This window comes from Serratia sp. CY81684 (assembly GCF_052166595.1).
GTDB lineage: Bacteria > Pseudomonadota > Gammaproteobacteria > Enterobacterales > Enterobacteriaceae > Serratia > Serratia nematodiphila.
The window spans coordinates 852,622-869,730 of the sequence record NZ_JBJNOO010000003.1; the positions used below are offsets into that span (position 1 = coordinate 852,622).

Here is a 17,109-nt window from a genome sequence, read left to right on the forward strand (position 1 = left end):
TAGTCGATTCTTATCCGGCGGCGTTAGGCCGCCGTTGTCGATTGCCAGAGCCGCTGCGGGTGCGTATAGACGGTGGCGCGCCCCGGCTTGCTGAAGCCCACCAGCGTGAGGTTGCTGCGCTCGGCCACCTCCACCGCCAGGCGGGTGGCGGCGGAAACGGCGAACAGGATCTCGACGCCGCACATGGCGGATTTTTGCACCATTTCATAACTGGCGCGGCTCGACACCAGCGCCGCCCCTTGCGACCACGCCTGTTGGCTGCGATAACCCAGCAGTTTGTCGAGCGCCACATGGCGGCCGACGTCTTCACATCCGCCGCTGAGCGCGCCGTCCGGCTGGATCCAGGCCGCCGCGTGGGTGCAGCCGGTCAGTTTCCCCACCGTTTGCACTTCCTGCAGCTGCGCCAGCGCCCGATCGAGCAGCGCCAAATCGAAACGCTGCGTGAAAGGCAGCGGCGCGATGGGCTGAGCGACCTCCTGCAGTTGCTCGACCCCGCAGACGCCGCAGCCGGTGCGGCCGGCCAGGCTGCGGCGCTTCTCTTTCAGCTGCATAAAGCGGCGGCTCGAGAGTTCCACATGCACTTCAATGCCATTGCAGGCCGGTTGCTGGCGGATGTCGTAGATATCGTTGGGGGAGGCGATGATGCCTTCGGACAGCGAAAAACCGATGGCGAAGGCCGCCAGGTCTTTCGGCGTCGCCATCATCACCACGTGGGAAATGCCGTTGTACACCAGGGCAACCGGCACTTCTTCCGCCAGCCAATCCTGCTGCGCCTGAGCCAGATCGTTGCGCTGCCAGACCGCATGGCGAGACAGGCAGGCCGAGTCGGCATCGCCGGGTTCGTCGAGAATCAAATGCTTGTTCATGATGGTTTCGCGGCGCCGGCGGATACAGCGCCGGCGTCAGATAGAGTCTGATGAGTGATAGCCGATTTTATCATAGATGGCGTGCTTGAACAGGGCGAAACGGGGCGACGTTAATCAGGCGGCTGATCAGAGGGGGGGAAATCTGTAGATCTCGCTGAAACCAAGCGGAGTATTGGTGGGAGGAATAAGAAAACGGCTCTATGCCGTGGCGCGGTTATTGCGTCTTAAATATGGATCGCTCAATCGATCCTTAACCCGATTGGTATTGCCCCAAAGGTGAACCTGCAAAAGCATGTCGCCTGGCGCGCGTAACGACGATGACCTGCTAATGGAAAGCAAGTCATGCAGATATACGATTGATAAGTTGACGTCCTTCGCCCGGCGTCCGAGCGAAGGGGTTATGCTGTCACTGCGCTACCTTAATGGTGTAATTGGCAGGGATCCAGCGATAGCCATTGCCATCGGTTTTTACATGGCCGAATCCAGGGAATGAAAAATGAGCTGCTCCAACCCAACTCCCTTCTTTCGCTATTTGCGCCAAAATACGCTCGCGCGTTTTTATCGCCTGCGGCTGGTCAAAATCAAAATGAATGGCAACTTTAGGATCGGGCATTTGCACTGCCTTGGCATGAACCAAATCACCCCAGAAAATCAATGACTGGCCTTCGCTTTCCACGCGATAGATAACACTTCCTGGCGTATGGCCGGGGGCTGGGAATGCACGAATGCCTCCCACCAGCGTTGCCGGGGCATTAAATGTTCGCAACTTGCCAGCCGTTTTTATAGGGTTAAACGCATTTACTGATTCATTGAACATGCCTTTTTTATCTTCCGATACTTTATTAAGGTTGGCGGCAGGGTTTAACCAAAATTCGGCGTCTTTTTGCTCAACGTATACTTGCGCATTTGGGAATGCCGGCTTCCCATTTAATGAGATCCCGCCTGAGTGGTCGCTGTGAATATGGGTAATGAGTACTGCATCAATGCTTTCTGGCGGATAACCTGCTTCCCGCAAGTTATCCAACAGATGACCTCCTGTCTTGCCAATCAGCGAACCGGCGCCGGCATCAATAAGGATTTTTTGTTTACCAGTATCAATAACAAAGGTGTTGATTGAGGTTTCTGCTAATGACGATATTCCATCGTCAGCCAGGCGTTTTTGCAGTGTTTCTGGGGAAATATTTGTCAACAGCTGCTCTAGTGGGAGTGTAACGGTACCGTCTGAAACGGCAGTCACCGTCATTTTCCCCAGCGGCATTCGATAGTAACCGGGAGCCTGACTGTTCGTCTCCGCAGGTGCGGCAGAGGTAATCAACAAACCGGCTGCAGCAAGCAACCAACATGTTTTTCTCTGCGCTAAACTCTGTTTCATAAATTCTCCTGGAATAAAAAATCGCATTCAGATCTCAATAGTATTATCTTGGAACGATGGAACACTATTCAAATTGAATTAAATGATTATGGCTATCAGAGAAAATGATTTTAACCGCTTCGATTTGAACCTGATTAAGGTGCTAATGGTGTTATTCCGTGAGCGCAGTGTTTCACGGGCTGCTGAAAAATTACACTTGGGGCAGCCTGCGGTGAGCGGGATATTGGCCCGGCTGCGCGAAATGTTCAACGATCAACTCTTTGTCCGAACCGCGCAAGGAATGGAACCTACGCCGCGCGCAGAGGCACTTGTGCAAGCACTGGCTCCCCTGATGGTGGAAATGCAGCAAGCTTTATTCCAGCAGCCTGTTTTCAGCCCAAGCCACGACAAACACATATTCCGTTTGGGCATGGCCGATTGGGTTGAAATGTGGCTAATGCCCTCTCTGTTGGCTTTAATAAAGCAACGAGCGCCGCGAGTCGCTTTGAATGTGATAAGAATTGCGCCTTCTCAGACGGAAGAGATGCTGGAAAGCGACCATATTGATTTAGCTTTGACGGTTGCTCCTCATGGCCCGCGCTGGCTCCAGCGTGAGTCTCTAATCAATATGAGTTTTCGCACCCTGTGGCATCCGGATCAATTAGATCTGCCTGACGTATTATCGTTGGCGGATTATGTTGCACAAGAGCATCTGCTAATTCCTTACCGCGGCATTAACGCTTGCGTTATTAATCATCAATTGGGCGAATATGGGCTAAAGCGTACCGCGCTCTATACTACGACCAACTTTGCGGCTTTACCGTTAATTCTGCAAAGCACGCCTGTATTGGCGAGCGTGCCGACATGTCAAGCCGCCGTTTGGAGCCGGGATTACGGCCTGAAATATAGCAAGTTGCCCCTGGCTAATCCCCCTAGCGTTAACGTGGAAATGTTATGGCACCAGCGTTGTAGTCAGGAATCGACATTGCAATGGCTGTTGGCGCAAGTCAGGGAAGTCTCGCAGCATCTTTGCTTGTCAGAAGAAGGGGCCTGTTCCCCCCATCGTTAACACGCTGCATCAATGGGGCGGCGGCGGGCTGTTTGAGTGAATCGTTTGCGGCCCCACCAGGTTATCCACAGTTTTAGTGGATAACGTGTGCGCAAGGCAGAGTGAAACCGTTAGCAGGCGTAAAAAAAAAATCGCTCAGAAAATTATTATATTACGCGGCAAAGCGCGATCCGCAGGGGGATTTGGGGTTGCGTGCGTTCGCGTTTTGTTTATGTCTTACTGTATGGATATACAGTTTGGTTGTGATTATGCTGAGCAATTCAAGGTTGTATGCTTTTTCACCAGGTGAGTCTCTGGCGTTACCGCTGTTTGCCGATCGCGTGGCCTGCGGTTTCCCTTCTCCCGCACAGAACTATGTCGAGAGCCGGCTGGACATTGGCAAGTTGTTGGTGCGGCATCCTAATGCCACTTATTTCGTGCGTGGCGCGCGGACGGAACGATCATAAAGCTGGAAGGTGACGCGCTGCAGGTCGCCGGCGGGTATCAGGCCGCGTATGATGCCGGACTGCCGGTGCAGATCCAGATGAATCACGGCCGTATCCGGGCAAAGGAATAGACGCTGGGGTTGGAGCCTGTCCTCATCGGCGCTTTGCTGGAGACTGATGCGGAAGTATGCCGCCCCCAAACGGTAACTGATATTTTGCTGGTTGAGCAGCATGAGTTACGGATTGTCAGTCTGGATGTCCCTACCTCATGGCAGGCGTTGTCAGAGAAAGATCCTTCACAGGCGGACCCGCTCACCCGTGCAGTAATAACCGCCATCAATAACATGCTAATCGACCTGATGGCCGCGATGTTACATAAGGACTGGTTGAGTCGCCGCCAACGGCAAAAGCAGGGAATTGAACGGGCGCATACGTTGGGTAGATACCGGGGAAAGCAGGCAGATCAGGAACGACATCAGAAAGTCCTGTACTACCGACAGATTAAGAAACTGAGCATCCGAGAAACAGCAGACGCGACAGGCTACAGTACTTCCCAAGTTTGTCGCATTCAGGCCTTCTATAAAGAAGTTGAGACTGATTAAAAAGCAGCCTTAATGTACAATAATTTTCGATATCCAAGCTGACCCCATGAACAATCAATGAGTGAGAGGTGAAAGATGATTTCATACAAAAAAACCATACCTGCTCTTGTCATATTCACTTTATCTAATGCTGTGGCATATGCTAATGATTTCGACAAATCAAATGAAGCGATGGCAATTTCAGCAATAGGTTTTTCTGGCTCAAATGCTCGTGTTGCACATGATGTTTGTGGGGCAACCAATGAGAAGATTGATAAGTATAAAAAACAAATAAAAGACTCATTAACTAGAACATTAAAGTATGAACAGTCAGGATTCGATACGCATTGGGATAATGGTTGGAAAAATGCTGATTTTTTGGTTAAGTCATTAAGTAATGATGAAGCCTATAAAAAAGAATATTGCCGAGAGGTTTTAGATGGAATTAATAATCCTGAAATGAATTAAGGATTATTCCTTATTCGGGGTTCTACGCCGGAACCCCAGATTTTTCCGTCCGCTAAAATTATCCCCGGTTGAGTAGCTTTATACCGTCAGCTCGCAGTGGACCATCAGGGGAAATGTGGCGGTACAGCGTTTGTCGGGTGATCCCAAGCTCCTGGCATAACGTACTGACTTTCGTCTCTGGCCGTCCCATCGATGCCATTGCCAGTCGCAATTTTATTGGCGTCATTTTGTTTGTAAGGCCGTCCGCCGTTCCTCCCGTGGGATCTTGCTGAGGCAAGGCCTGCTGCTGTTTTTTGCGGCGCTGTACGCAGCAGAGACCGACGGCCGCGCGTCCGGTATCGTCCGCCGTCGGCGCCGTTCGCAATGACAATCCCTCACTCATCCTGCCCATCGATACGCCAACGGTCTGAGTGCCGAATTATCCACAGTTTTGGTGGGTATCATGTGTGCAAACACACGTGAAGAACGCCAAAATCTGCAGGAAAAATCACTCAGAAAATTATTATATTACGCGGCAAAGCGCGATCCGCAGGGGAATTTGGGGTTGCGCGCGTTCGCGTTTTGTTTATGCTTTACTGTATAAATATACAGTTTGGTTATGATTATGCTGAGCAATTCAAGGTTGTATGCTTTTTCACCAGGTGAGTCTCTGACGTTACCGCTGTTTGCCGATCGCGTGGCCTGCGGCTTTCCTTCCCCGGCGCAGGACTATGTCGAGAGCCGGCTGGATATCGGCAAGCTGCTGGTGCGGCATCCCAACGCCACCTACTTCGTGCGCGCCAGCGGCGAGTCGATGATCGACGGCAATATTCAGGACGGCGATCTGCTGATTGTCGACAGTGCCCTGACGCCGGAACACGGCAATATTGTGATCGCCGCCGTGGACGGTGAATTCACCGTCAAAAAACTGCAGCGCTACCCCGACGTGCGGCTGTTGCCGATGAACCCCGCCTATGCGCCCATCGTGTTCAACGACGAGGCGCAGCTGGAGATCTTCGGCGTGGTGACCTTTATCGTCTACGCGGCGCTGTAACCATGTTTGCCCTGGTAGACGTCAACAGCTTCTACGCCTCCTGCGAAACCATCTTTCGGCCCGATCTGCGGGGGCGGCCGGTGATCGTGCTGTCCAACAACGACGGCTGTGTGATCGCCCGCAGCGCCGAGGCGAAGGCGTTGGGCGTGCCGATGGGCGCGCCTTATTTCAAAATCAAAGAGGAGATGCGCCGCCGCAACGTCGCGGTGTTTTCCTCCAACTACGCGCTGTACGCCGATATGTCCCGCCGGGTGATGGACACGCTGGAGGAGATGGCGCCGGCGGTGGAGATTTATTCGCTGGACGAAGCCTTTCTGCGGCTGGACGGCGTGGCGCGCTGCGAGGCGCTGGAACCGTTCGGCCGGCGGGTGCGCGATCGCATCCGGCGCGAGCTGCATTTGACGGTCGGGGTCGGCATTGCGCCGAGCAAGACACTGGCCAAACTGGCCAACTTCGCGGCCAAGAAATGGCGCGGCACCGGCGGCGTGGTGGATTTATCCGATCCGGTGCGCCAGCGCAAGCTGCTGGCGTTGATCCCGGTGGAAGAGGTGTGGGGCGTGGGGCGCCGCCTGACACGCCAGCTGCAGGCGATGGGGATCCATACCGCGCTGCAACTGGCGGATTGCGATACCCGGCTGGCGCGTAAAACCTTCAGCGTAGTGCTGGAGCGCACGATACGTGAACTGCGCGGCGAATCGTGCCTGCGATGGGAAGATGAGGCGGCGGCGAAAGAGCAGATCATCTGTTCCCGCTCGTTCGGCCAGCGTTTGACGCATTACCCGCACATGCGCGAGGCGATCTGCAGCTACGCCGAACGCGCCGCCGAAAAGCTGCGGCAGGAAAAGCGCTATTGCCGCAACGTGTCGGTGTTTATCAAAACCAGCCCGCATTCGGCGGGCGAAGGCTATTACAGCAATATGGGCACCGCCCGGCTGCAAACCCCGAGCAACGACAGCCGCGACATCATCGCCATGGCGGTGCGCGCGCTGGAGAGCATCTGGCAGGAGGGGCGGCGTTATCTGAAGGGCGGCGTGATGTTGGGGGATTTCAGCGCCGCCGCCATGGCGCAGATCGACCTGTTCGACGACTGCCCGCCGCGCCGCAACAGCGAGCGGCTGATGGCGACCCTCGATCGCCTGAATCAGGAAGGGCGCGGGCGCGTATGGTTCGCCGGGCAGGGGATCGTCAAACCGTGGCAAATGAAGCGCGACATGCTGTCGCCGGCTTACACCACCCGGCTGGCGGATATCCCGCTGGTGCGGCTGGGGGAGCGGGAGCCGCGCGCCGCCGAGCCGAAGGAGGAAAAACGCCGCGGGTGACAGCCGGCGGCGTGGGTAGGCTATGCGTTACTTCACCGCTGCCGGGTCCGGCTTATCGGGGGTGATGCCATACAGCACCATGGCGCGGTTGACCTCGCTGCGGGCGATACGGCCTTCGTCAGCCAGCAGTTTCAACGCGGCGATCGCGATGAAATGGCGGTTGACCTCGAAGAACTCACGTAGCGCCTCGCGGGTGTCCGAGCGGCCAAAGCCATCGGTGCCCAAGGTGATAAAGGCGCGGTCCGGCAAGAACGGTTTGATCTGATCGCCGACGATCTTCATATAGTCCGTCGCCACCACCACCGGGCCAGGATGCGCCGCCAGCAGACTCTGTATATAAGGGACTTTCGGCGGGTCTTCCGGGTGCAGCAGGTTCCAGCGTTCGGCCGCCATGCCGTTACGGCGCAGTTCGCTCAGGCTGGTGGCACTCCAGATATCGCTGGCGACGTCAAAGTCCTCGGCCAACAGCGCCGCCGCCGCCAGCGCCTCGCGCATGATGGCGCCGCTGGCGACCAGCTGAGCGCGCGGGCTCTCTTGGTTTGCCGTTTCGTTCTGTTTGAGCAAATAGGCGCCCTGGATAATCCCGTCCTCAACGCCCGCCGGCATCGGCGGCTGCGGATATCCTTCGTTGAGCAAGGTGATGTAGTAGTAAATATCCTCTTGTTCAACGAACATCCTGCGCATGCCGCTCTGAACGATCACTGCGAGTTCATAGGCATAGGTCGGATCGTAGGAGACGCAGCTGGGAATGACGGAAGACAGCACGTGGCTGTGGCCGTCGTCATGCTGCAAGCCTTCGCCCATCAGAGTGGTTCTGCCGGAGGTGGCGCCGAGCAGGAAGCCCTTGGTGCGCGCGTCTGCCGCTGCCCAGGCGAGATCGCCCACCCGCTGCAGCCCGAACATGGAGTAGAAGATATAGAACGGGATTGTCGCGACATCGTGGTTGCTGTAGGCGGTGCCGGCGGCGATCCAGGTCGATATCGCGCCGGATTCGTTGATGCCTTCCTGCAAAATCTGGCCGTCTTTGGCCTCTTTGTAGTAGCTGAGCTGCCCGGCGTCTTGCGGGGTATACAGCTGGCCGAGCCAGGAATGGATGCCAATCTGGCGGAACAGGCCTTCCATGCCGAACGTGCGCGATTCGTCCGGCACGATGGGCACAATCAGTTTGCCGATGTTGGCGTCTTTGAGCAGCGTGCCGAGGATATTGACGAAAGCCATGGTGGTCGACATGTTGCGTTCGCCGCTGCCCTTCAGCAGGCCGTCGAAGCGCGATAGTTCCGGTATCGCCAGCGGAGCGGATTGGCCGAAGCGGGCAGGGATGTAGCCGCCCAGCGCAGTGCGCGTCGCGGTGATGTACTTCGCCGCCGCGCTGTCGGGCTCAGGCTTCAGGTAAGGGATCTCTGCCAGTTGGGCGTCGGAGATTGTCAGCCCTAAACGGTCGCGGAAGGCTTTCACCGCATCCTGGCTCATTTTTTTCAGCTGGTGGTTGATGTTCTGCCCTTCACCGGCTTCCCCCATGCCAAACCCTTTGACGGTTTTGGCCAGCACCACCGTCGGTCTACCCGTGGTATGCACCGCCTGATGGTAGGCGGCGTACACCTTTTGCGGATCGTGGCCGCCGCGGTGCAGCGCCCAGATCTCATCGTCGCTCAGGTCGGCGACCAGCTCGAGCAATTCCGGGTACTTGCCGAAAAAATGCTCCCGCACATAGGCGCCGCTTTGCGATTTGAAGGTCTGGTAATCGCCGTCGACGCACTCCATCATCCGCTGCATCAGCAGTCCGGAGCGGTCTTTTTGCAGCAGTTTGTCCCAGCCGCTGCCCCAGATCACCTTGATCACCTGCCAGCCGGCGGCTTTGAAGGTGCCCTCCAGTTCCTGAATGATCTTGCCGTTGCCGCGCACGGGGCCATCCAGCCGCTGCAGGTTACAGTTCACGACGAAGATCAGGTTATCGAGTTTTTCTCGCCCGCCCAGCGCAATCGCCGCCAGCGATTCCGGTTGATCCATCTCGCCGTCGCCGAGGAACGCCCACACCTTTCTTCCCTGGTGAGGTTTCAGCTCGCGGTATTCCAGATAACGCATGTAGCGCGCCTGGTAGGCGGCGGTCAGCGGCCCCAGCCCCATCGAAACGGTGGGATATTGCCAGAAATCCGGCATCAGCCGCGGGTGCGGGTAGGAGGAGAGGCCACGGCGCGCGGATTCGTGACGAAAGTTGTCGAGCAGCTCCTCGTCGATGCGGCCTTCGAGATAGGCACGGCCATAAATACCGGGGGCGGAGTGGCCCTGGATATACACCATGTCGCCGGCGAAATCATCGGTGCGCCCACGGAAGAAGTGCGTGAATCCCACATCGTAAAGCACTGCGGCCGACTGGTAGGTGGCGATATGCCCGCCAACGTTGGAATGTTTGCCGGCGCGCAGCACCATCGCCATGGCGTTCCAGCGAATAAACGCATTGATGCGCGCTTCAGCGGCCAGATCGCCGGGATACGTCGGCTGCTTATAAGCCGGAATGGTGTTCACGTAGGGCGTGGTGACCATGCTGAAGAAATCGCCGTGCTTGCGCTGATCGGCTTCGGCCATTTTCTCCAGTAAAAAATGCGCGCGCTCACGGCCGTCGATATCGGTGACGCCTTCAAATGCCTCAAGCCATTCAGCCGTCTCTTGCGGGTCAAGATCTGCTTTAACCACGGGTTGGTTCATAAAAGCTCCAAATGTACTTACCTGATAAGGCGCTGAGCGATACAGGGATTTATTGAATTGCAAGTGCAAGAGTTGCAAATGCAATAATGGCGAAAGCCACTCTATCCCTTTACAATTGCAATTGCAACTAACCGCTTTTGACGAGAAAAATGACATGACAGATAAACAACCCGACCTGTGGTTCTCCTTTGTGCGCGCGCATCGGGCGATGATCAGAAAGATAGAGGCGAAGTTGTCGGAAGCGGGGCTGCCGGTTTACGCCTGGTATGACGTGTTATGGGGATTGGAAAGCGGGGAAAACGGCACACGCCGCATGCATGAGCTGGCGGACGTGTTGGTGATTGAGCGTTACAACCTGACCCGCCTGATGGATCGCCTGGAAAAAGAGCGGCTGGTCACGCGTTTTCGATCGGATGACGATCGCCGGGCCTCCTTCGCGACTATCACCGAGGAAGGCAAGGCCCTGCGGAAAAAGATGTGGGAGATCTACCGCACGGTGGTCAACACCCATTTTCTCAACCAGTTCAGCGAAGAAGAGATCGCACGCTTCTCCGACGCGTTGGACAACGCGATGCAGCTAGCCAGAGAGTGATCAGGCATCGGGTGTGATGTGCAGAACGCGCAGCGCATCGGCGATCAGCGCCGAAGGGATTTTCTGCTCGTCGGCCAGCAGTTTGAGGGCGCAGAGCGCAATCCATTCCGCCTGCGGGTAGTGGATTTCGCCGCGCACCCGTGAATCTGAGCCCACCGCGGCAAAGCGTGCGGGAATGAATCGCTTGAGCTGATTGGCAATCAGGTGCGAGTAGTCGGTGACGGCGACGACGGGGACATTCCCGGCACCCAGGCACGTTTTCAGATGGCATTTGCCGCCGCTGTCCTGGCGCTGCATGTCGGCGAGTTCGGCGTCCTGCGCCAACCGCGTGTAGCTGGGGCAGCTCCAGATTTCAGACGCAATCCCCCAGTTTTTCAACACCTCGGCCGCCTGCTGAACGCGGGCGAGCGCACGGCCGGCGCCGCACAGACGAACCTGCAACGGTGAGTCTGCCGCGGTGGCGACGCGATACATTCCCCTGAACGCCTGTTCTGCGACAAACGGCTCCCCTGAAGAGAGGGGGCCATTGTCTGCGTTGGTCGCGAGATACACCATCTTTCTCGTTCCCTCCAGATAGAGCGCGCGCAGGGCGTGATGGAGTATCGCGCCGGTTTCTCTGGCATTGGCCGGATCGAAAGGCAACCAGCCCGGCATGGCCGTGAGCTGAAGCGGGAACCAGGCCTGAACGCCTTTCGGCAAATCGGCACTGCCGGTATCTGCATCGCTGATGAAAATCCCCTTGCGATTGGTTTCCGGCTCAAGCCCGCGGAGCATGTCCACCGAGGGCGTGTTGACGAAGTAAAACAGCGGCTTCTCATAACGCTCTGATTGATGGCCAAACCAGAGCGGCCAGGCGGTGGCGTAGCGGGAAATCGGCGGCTCGGCGCGCCTTCTGCCGTCGATAAGCCAGATGTTGCCGCTGGCGTTGAGTTCGCCCAGAGTTTGCGCCGTCCAGGCGCTGGCAGAAGGGCGCGAAGCGCCGGCTTTTTGGCTGGCGGAGGTCATCTTGCGGATACAGGCTTCGGCCAGGGTTTGGGTTCTGGCCGAGGCGGCGGGCAGTGTTATACGTTGAGGCGACATGCGGAGCATTCTCTTTAAGTTGCAAGTGCGATGATTGTAATTGCAATTCATGGCGTGTGCCAATGACTTCTGAACAGGTCGCAGCCATCCAGGTGTGTCCCGCGGCGATATATTCAGGTTCTGCAGACGCGATCCTATTTGTTTCACCGACCAGACAGCCGCCATCCGTTGTCCTTATTTCTGCAGTTTTTTATAAATGACGGGCAGCTAAAAACGGTTTGCCGATAGGGATAATGCGCGTGTCAATCCGCGTTAAACGAGAATATCGGCATCTTAAAAATAAAACGAAATAAGGATGAAAGCATATGCCTGGATTTAATTATGGTGGTAAAGGAGATGGGACTAACTGGAGTTCTGAACGTGGTACGGGCCCTGAGCCGGGGGGCGGCGATAAAGGCCATTCCGGCGATCGCGATCGCGGCGGCGCCGGCGTTGGCAACAGCCCGGAACAACAACAGATAGCGGCGATCCAAAACGATCCGGCGCTGCGCATGAAGCTGGAGGCGGTGATTAAGGCGGCGCGCAGAATTAACCCGGATGCGAAATTGCATATTGAAAGCGTCAGCCCATCCGGCACGCTGAGCCTTTCCGCCACCGGTTTGACGGCCGATCAGGCGAAGCACATTGGCCTGGGGGGGCTGGTGATGGGGGTCAATGCCAAGGGGGTGACAGTGGCGCTCGGGGATATCGAAACCGGCCATGCGCGCAAGCCCTCAACCCCTGGCAAAGGCGGCAACAATGGCCTGAATGCCGGGCAGATCGGCGCCTCTTCGTTAGGCAGTTTCGTGACAGACTCGCATCGCGATCGGCCCGTCAGCGGCTGGCATGGCAACGGCAAAACCGGCGAATTCTCGACGACCCGCACGACCGGGAGTTACTACGGTTTTCATCATTTGAAGGTGGAAAAGCAAGACGGAGTGGCGACCTACAACCTCTACTATAAGGCCAATAAGAACCGGCCCGCGTTTATCGCCGTGGTGAGAGGGGATAACCTGAATGCCATGGAGGTGAAATATGCCAACGGCAAACCGGTAAAATCGCCCGGCTCGGTAAAAACGATCGTTAAGGAATTCGTCGAATATCAAAATGCGGAATTAAAAGCCATCAAGGATGGCGTTAGCCTGGCCGCAGGTATCAATAAAGATATCGCGGAAAAGATCGGCGCGAAATACGCCAAACTCGCCAAGGATTTGGAGGCGGGAATTCAAGGGAAATATATCCGCAACGTGCAAGATGCGGAGAAAACCTACGAGCAATTGACGAAGGGCCTGAACAAAAAACTCAAGGCGCAGGACAAAGCGGCGATTGTCGCCTGGCTGAAAATGATCGATGCGGAACAGTATGCCCGCAATGCGCGGGTATTGGGCAAGGTTTTCACCGGGGTGGATTGGGCGATCAAAGGCGCGGATCTGGTAAACGCCGCGATTGAAGGTTTCTCAACCGGCAACTGGAAAGCGTTCCGCAACCAGCTCGAAGCGCTCGGGTTGTCGATCGGCGCAGGGTATACGCTCTCCGCTATCGCCGCGTTTTTCGCGCCGACGCTGGTGTCGTCGACGGTGGGCATTTTCGCCTTCGCTTACCTGTTTGGCTGGGCCACCAGCTATATCGATGCGGAACGTGCGGGGGAGCTGGAGAAGTGGGTCGCTGACCTGTAACGGCATGAGGGGGCTGGCCCCCTCATTTTACCCCTCACACCCTCTACCTCTTTCACACCACCGGCGCCACCGTCAGCAGCAGATTGGCGAAACGGCGCTGTTCGCCGGAGGCGATCACCAGCAGCGTTCGATCCGATTTGACCGCGGCGTAAAACGCCTCGCGCGGCAGGTGTTCGACCGGGCAATGTGCCGGCAGCAGCTGCCGGTATTCGGCTTCGATGGTGTTGGTGAAGTCCGGCGGGCAGGCCATCAGCGCCGCGCTTTCCACGTTGATGCAGGCCAGCAGTTTTTCCAGGATCGGCGGGGCGGCGAGCGTGCCGGGCGCCAGGTTCAGATAGACCACGGTGGCGTCTTTCGGCGCGTGGGTCACGCAGGCGTAGTTGCCGTCGGCAATCAACACCTGGGTTTTATGCCCGCATTGCGCCAGCGCGGCGAGCAGCGGCGGGTGAGTGATGGCGGATTTGATCATAAAGCGATTCCTGAATGGGCGGGCGGCAAGCGCGCCGCCCGCAGCTGAATTACATGCGGTAGATGCCGCCGTTGATGTCGAGAGTCGCGCCGGAGATGAAGCCGTCGTATTCCGCCGCCAGGAAGGCGATGGCGCGCGCCACGTCGTCCGGTGTGCCTGCGCGGCCCAGCGGGATGGCGCGAACGGTTTCGTCCGCCGATGCCTGGGTGGTGTGGCGATTGTGGAAACGGGTGCCGAGGATCAGGCCGGGCGCCACCGCATTCACCCGGATGCCGTGCTCGCCGAGCTCCGCCGCCAGCGAGCGCGTCCAGGTGAGTACCGCGCCCTTGGTGGCGGAATAGACCAGCGAGCCGGCGTGCCCGCCGGCGCGGCCCGCCTGTGAGGCCAGGTTAACGATGCTGGCGCCGTCCGGCGCCGCTTTCAGGTGCGGGAGCGCGCTCTGGGTGACGTTCAGCATGGTGGTCATGTTCACGTCGATCACGGTTTGCCAGAAGGCGCGGTCGATCTCGCCCAGCCATTTGCGCCCGACGATGCCGCCGACGTTATTGATCAGGATATCGATGCCGCCGAGCAACTCGGCGCCGGCCGAGACGCAGCGCAGCGTTTCGTCGGTATCGATGAGATCGGCGTAGCCGTAGGCGGCCTTTTGCCCCAATGAATGGGCCAGCGCCACCAGCGCTTTGGGGCCGCTTTCGTCGCTGTGATAGTGAAAATAGATGTCGCAACCGGCTTTGATCAGCCGCTCCGCGGTGGCGCGGCCGATGCCCTGTTCCGCCCCGGTGATAAAGACCTTTTTGCCCGCAAGATCGCCCATGATTGACTCCTTATTGGTTCGTTAAGAATTGATGACGCCTTCACGCTGTTTGGCGCAGTAGAAAATGCAGATCAACCCGGTGGCCAGCAGGCACGAAGCCAGGAAAAACAGCCCCGGCGCGCTGCTGCCGGTCAGATCGTTCAGCACGCCCACCGCATAGGGAGCGACGAAACCGCCGATATTGCCGATGCAGCTCACCACCGCCAGCCCGGCTGCTGCGGCCGCGCCGGTGGAAATGTTGGCGGGCATGGATAGGAACGGCGGCACGGCGGTATAGATGCCGATGGCGGCGATGCACAGGAATGACAGTGCGACGAACGGGTCGTATTTAAAAAATGTCACCGCGCCCATCAGGCCGATGGCGGCGATCACCATGCTGAGGCCGGCGAACACGCCGAGTTTTTTGGTTTTGCTGGCCCACAGACTCCACGGATAGACCAGCAGCGCGGCCAGGCCGTAGGGAATGAGCGCCAGCAGGCTGACGCGGAAGATATCGCCGCCGGAAATGGCGCTGATGATCGACGGCAGCCAGGTGCCGAAGCCGTAAATGCCGCACACCATGCCGAAGTTGAGCAGCGCGTAGAGCAGGTATTTCTTGTTTTTAATCCCTTTCAGGAAGTCGCTCAGCGTGATTTTAGAGCCGGATTTGGAGCGGCCGGCGTTGCTCATCAGCCAGGCTTTTTCCTCCACGTTCAGATAGCCGACGTCCTTGGGCGAGTTCTTGATCAGGAACGGGATCAGCAGGCCGATGACGATCGGCGGCAGCCCTTCGAGGATGAACAGCAGCTGCCAGGGGGCGAACCCGAACCAGTCATGCTGAATATTGAGAATAAAGCCGGAAATCGGCGAGCCGACCGCGTTGGACAGCGGTTGGACGATGATGAACATGCCGAGAATTTTAGTGCGGTACTTTTCCGGGAAGAACACCGTGAAGTAATACACCACCGAGGGAAAGAAACCGGCTTCGCACACGCCCAGCATAAAACGGCAAATATACAGCTCCAGCGGCGTGCGCACAAAACCGAGCAGGGTCGCGAAGATGCCCCAGGAAATTAATATTCTGGCGAACCAGATGCGCGGGCCAAATTTAATGGTGCCGGCGTTGCTGGGTATTTCAAACAGGAAATAGCCGATAAAGAAAATCCCGGAGGCGAAGCCGAAGGCCGAGGCGGTCAATCCCAAATTATCTTCCAGCGCTTTGGCGGCGTAGGCCATATTGTTGCGGTCGAGAAAGGCCAGGAAATACAATAAAATCATGAGGGGGACGATATGCAGCGTCAATTTCCTGATGGCGCTGCGTTCAATATCCTTTGGCATTGTTTTTTTCATCATGGTTTTTCCCATGTGGTTAATCGGAATAATAGCGGCCCGGCCCAAAGCAATGAGCGGAGAGCTGAATAACGACGTTGCGTGCATAAAAGCGTCGCGCCGTTTATTTATTGCGACGATTCTATTTTTTCTGCTTTTAGCTGTGACGATCCGGACGATGCCGACTGCGCATCGTCTGGGAAAGTCGTTTTTACCGTATTAACCGGCGGTTTTGACCGAGCGCCGGCTGATGACCGTCGGCGGGAAGAGAAACTCGCCGGGCGGTTGCGAATCATGGTTGATGCGGCCGATCAGGCGTTCGACCATCAGCTGCGCCATCTCCGCCAGCGGCGGCCGCACGGACGTCAGCCCCGGTTCGGCCAGGCCGGCCAGCGCGATATTGTCGATGCCGATCACCGAGATGTCTGCGGGCACCTGGACGCCGGCGGCGCGCAGGCCCACCATCAGCCCGATGCCCAACGCATCGTTAATCGCCACGATGCCGTCCGGGCGCGGCGCCAACGTGAGAACGCGCGGCGCCAGCGTCAGCCCCAATTCGAACATTTCCGTGTCGCCGTAGGCGCTGGTGGCCTTGCCTTCGATCACCCGTTGGCGTTCGCTCAGGCTGTGCCCCAGGGCGCTCAGAAAACCGTCGATCTTGTGGCTGCGCCCGACGGTCAGCGTCGCTTCGGTGGCGAACACGATGTGTCGGCAGCCGCGTTCGAGCAGGTGCTGTGCGGCCAGGCGCCCGGCGGCGATATTGTCCATCGACACGCTGTCGAACAGCCGGTTATCGGTGGCCATCGGCTCGGCAAACGGGCTGTCATAGCTGACAATCTTCATGCCGCGCTCGGCGGCCTGAACAAAATGGGTCTGGCGAATGTCGCTCGCCGCCACGATGATGCCGCGCACGCCGTGCAGGAACATATCGTCGATAAACGCGGCCTCCTCCTGCTCCTGACGGTAGGCGTTGCCGAGCAAGACCCGGTAGCGGTGAGCCCGCGCCGCGCCGTCGACCGCATGCGCCAGCGCCGAAAAGCTCGGGTTAACGATCGACGGCAGCAGCAGGCCGATGATTTTCGCCTGCGGCGCGGGTGCCGCCGCCGATTGAGCCGGCCGGTAGCCCAGGGTCGCCATCGCCCGTTCGATGCGCTCACGGGTCTGCGCGCTCATCTGGTGACTGCGATTATTCAGCAGGTTCGACACGCTGCTGATGGACACGCCGGCCAACCGCGCCACATCACGAATATTTGCCATTTGCCGATACCTTGCTGCCTGCCGTTAGCCTGCAATCTATAAGGGAAGCCGGCCGCAGGCAAGCTGCAACCGGGGCGCCGCGTGCATGGGATCGCGCATTTGTGAGAGTCGTCAGGCGG

General features: G+C 57.7%; 14 protein-coding genes and 3 pseudogenes. 9 read left to right on the forward strand and 8 right to left on the reverse strand.

The features are described from left to right. Positions 1-23 precede the first annotated feature (23 nt). Positions 24-866: a formate dehydrogenase accessory sulfurtransferase FdhD gene (gene fdhD / locus ACJ8QF_RS11885; RefSeq protein ID WP_004935065.1), complete on the reverse strand. Its 843-nt coding sequence runs from the start codon at positions 864-866 to the stop codon at positions 24-26. A gap of 406 nt (positions 867-1,272) precedes the next feature. Continuing rightward, the gene (locus tag ACJ8QF_RS11890) at positions 1,273-2,238 is read right to left on the reverse strand and encodes an MBL fold metallo-hydrolase (RefSeq protein WP_004935061.1); all 966 of its coding nucleotides are present in this window, start codon (positions 2,236-2,238) and stop codon (positions 1,273-1,275) included. Between the two features lie 88 nt (positions 2,239-2,326). Here ACJ8QF_RS11890 and ACJ8QF_RS11895 point away from each other — a divergent pair, with 88 nt between their 5' ends. From ACJ8QF_RS11895 to umuC, 7 genes and pseudogenes are all read left to right on the forward strand, one after another. Further along, on the forward strand, positions 2,327-3,286 hold the full coding sequence (locus ACJ8QF_RS11895; RefSeq protein ID WP_100245524.1) for a LysR substrate-binding domain-containing protein: 960 nt from the start codon (positions 2,327-2,329) through the stop codon (positions 3,284-3,286). Between the two features lie 248 nt (positions 3,287-3,534). Next, a pseudogene (locus tag ACJ8QF_RS11900) lies at positions 3,535-3,714 on the forward strand (DNA polymerase V); the annotation flags it as partial. 218 nt (positions 3,715-3,932) lie between these two features. Further along, a pseudogene (locus tag ACJ8QF_RS11905) lies at positions 3,933-4,313 on the forward strand (resolvase); the annotation flags it as partial. 75 nt (positions 4,314-4,388) lie between these two features. Continuing rightward, complete coding sequence (locus ACJ8QF_RS11910; protein WP_157798850.1) at positions 4,389-4,760, forward strand: hypothetical protein; 372 nt, start codon at positions 4,389-4,391, stop codon at positions 4,758-4,760. Positions 4,761-5,089: 329 nt separating this feature from the next. Next, positions 5,090-5,170: pseudogene (locus ACJ8QF_RS11915) on the forward strand (SOS response-associated peptidase family protein); the annotation flags it as partial. Between the two features lie 188 nt (positions 5,171-5,358). Continuing rightward, a complete protein-coding gene (gene umuD / locus ACJ8QF_RS11920) occupies positions 5,359-5,793 on the forward strand; it encodes a translesion error-prone DNA polymerase V autoproteolytic subunit (RefSeq protein ID WP_015378308.1) in 435 nt (144 codons plus the stop codon). 2 nt (positions 5,794-5,795) lie between these two features. Beyond that, on the forward strand, positions 5,796-7,112 hold the full coding sequence (gene umuC / locus ACJ8QF_RS11925; protein ID WP_442537540.1) for a translesion error-prone DNA polymerase V subunit UmuC: 1,317 nt from the start codon (positions 5,796-5,798) through the stop codon (positions 7,110-7,112). Positions 7,113-7,139: 27 nt separating this feature from the next. On the opposite strand, the gene aceE is transcribed toward umuC, so the two are convergent. Further along, positions 7,140-9,815: a pyruvate dehydrogenase (acetyl-transferring), homodimeric type gene (gene aceE / locus ACJ8QF_RS11930; RefSeq protein WP_442537541.1), complete on the reverse strand. Its 2,676-nt coding sequence runs from the start codon at positions 9,813-9,815 to the stop codon at positions 7,140-7,142. Positions 9,816-9,969: 154 nt separating this feature from the next. Here aceE and ACJ8QF_RS11935 point away from each other — a divergent pair, with 154 nt between their 5' ends. Next, on the forward strand, positions 9,970-10,407 hold the full coding sequence (locus ACJ8QF_RS11935; protein WP_015378305.1) for a MarR family winged helix-turn-helix transcriptional regulator: 438 nt from the start codon (positions 9,970-9,972) through the stop codon (positions 10,405-10,407). On the opposite strand, the gene ACJ8QF_RS11940 is transcribed toward ACJ8QF_RS11935, so the two are convergent. Next, complete coding sequence (locus ACJ8QF_RS11940) at positions 10,408-11,487, reverse strand: transketolase-like TK C-terminal-containing protein (protein ID WP_442537542.1); 1,080 nt, start codon at positions 11,485-11,487, stop codon at positions 10,408-10,410. Between the two features lie 305 nt (positions 11,488-11,792). Here ACJ8QF_RS11940 and ACJ8QF_RS11945 point away from each other — a divergent pair, with 305 nt between their 5' ends. Next, entirely contained in the window at positions 11,793-13,142 is a 1,350-nt protein-coding gene (locus tag ACJ8QF_RS11945) for a colicin-like pore-forming protein (RefSeq protein ID WP_325961720.1), read from the forward strand. Positions 13,143-13,194: 52 nt separating this feature from the next. Here ACJ8QF_RS11945 and ACJ8QF_RS11950 read toward each other — a convergent pair whose 3' ends face one another. The 4 genes from ACJ8QF_RS11950 to ACJ8QF_RS11965 form a co-directional block, all read right to left on the reverse strand. Next, positions 13,195-13,611: an RbsD/FucU domain-containing protein gene (locus tag ACJ8QF_RS11950; RefSeq protein WP_019453017.1), complete on the reverse strand. Its 417-nt coding sequence runs from the start codon at positions 13,609-13,611 to the stop codon at positions 13,195-13,197. 49 nt (positions 13,612-13,660) lie between these two features. After that, entirely contained in the window at positions 13,661-14,425 is a 765-nt protein-coding gene (locus ACJ8QF_RS11955; protein WP_442537543.1) for an SDR family NAD(P)-dependent oxidoreductase, read from the reverse strand. 21 nt (positions 14,426-14,446) lie between these two features. After that, complete coding sequence (locus tag ACJ8QF_RS11960; protein WP_253718471.1) at positions 14,447-15,682, reverse strand: MFS transporter; 1,236 nt, start codon at positions 15,680-15,682, stop codon at positions 14,447-14,449. A 270-nt stretch (positions 15,683-15,952) separates the two neighbouring features. Beyond that, entirely contained in the window at positions 15,953-16,990 is a 1,038-nt protein-coding gene (locus tag ACJ8QF_RS11965; RefSeq protein WP_442537544.1) for a LacI family DNA-binding transcriptional regulator, read from the reverse strand. Between the last annotated feature and the right edge of the window lie 119 nt (positions 16,991-17,109).

What these genes read in the sequence shown, in the direction of transcription:
- ACJ8QF_RS11945 (WP_325961720.1), top strand. Translation starts at nt 11,793, where the DNA reads ATGCCTGGATTTAATTATGGTGGTAAAGGAGATGGGACTAACTGGAGT.
- ACJ8QF_RS11955 (WP_442537543.1), bottom strand. Translation starts at nt 14,425, where the DNA reads ATGGGCGATCTTGCGGGCAAAAAGGTCTTTATCACCGGGGCGGAACAG.
- aceE (WP_442537541.1), bottom strand. Translation starts at nt 9,815, where the DNA reads ATGAACCAACCCGTGGTTAAAGCAGATCTTGACCCGCAAGAGACGGCT.
- ACJ8QF_RS11940 (WP_442537542.1), bottom strand. Translation starts at nt 11,487, where the DNA reads ATGTCGCCTCAACGTATAACACTGCCCGCCGCCTCGGCCAGAACCCAA.
- ACJ8QF_RS11895 (WP_100245524.1), top strand. Translation starts at nt 2,327, where the DNA reads ATGGCTATCAGAGAAAATGATTTTAACCGCTTCGATTTGAACCTGATT.
- ACJ8QF_RS11960 (WP_253718471.1), bottom strand. Translation starts at nt 15,682, where the DNA reads ATGATTTTATTGTATTTCCTGGCCTTTCTCGACCGCAACAATATGGCC.
- umuC (WP_442537540.1), top strand. Translation starts at nt 5,796, where the DNA reads ATGTTTGCCCTGGTAGACGTCAACAGCTTCTACGCCTCCTGCGAAACC.
- fdhD (WP_004935065.1), bottom strand. Translation starts at nt 866, where the DNA reads ATGAACAAGCATTTGATTCTCGACGAACCCGGCGATGCCGACTCGGCC.
- ACJ8QF_RS11950 (WP_019453017.1), bottom strand. Translation starts at nt 13,611, where the DNA reads ATGATCAAATCCGCCATCACTCACCCGCCGCTGCTCGCCGCGCTGGCG.
- ACJ8QF_RS11890 (WP_004935061.1), bottom strand. Translation starts at nt 2,238, where the DNA reads ATGAAACAGAGTTTAGCGCAGAGAAAAACATGTTGGTTGCTTGCTGCA.
- umuD (WP_015378308.1), top strand. Translation starts at nt 5,359, where the DNA reads ATGATTATGCTGAGCAATTCAAGGTTGTATGCTTTTTCACCAGGTGAG.
- ACJ8QF_RS11935 (WP_015378305.1), top strand. Translation starts at nt 9,970, where the DNA reads ATGACAGATAAACAACCCGACCTGTGGTTCTCCTTTGTGCGCGCGCAT.
- ACJ8QF_RS11910 (WP_157798850.1), top strand. Translation starts at nt 4,389, where the DNA reads ATGATTTCATACAAAAAAACCATACCTGCTCTTGTCATATTCACTTTA.
- ACJ8QF_RS11965 (WP_442537544.1), bottom strand. Translation starts at nt 16,990, where the DNA reads ATGGCAAATATTCGTGATGTGGCGCGGTTGGCCGGCGTGTCCATCAGC.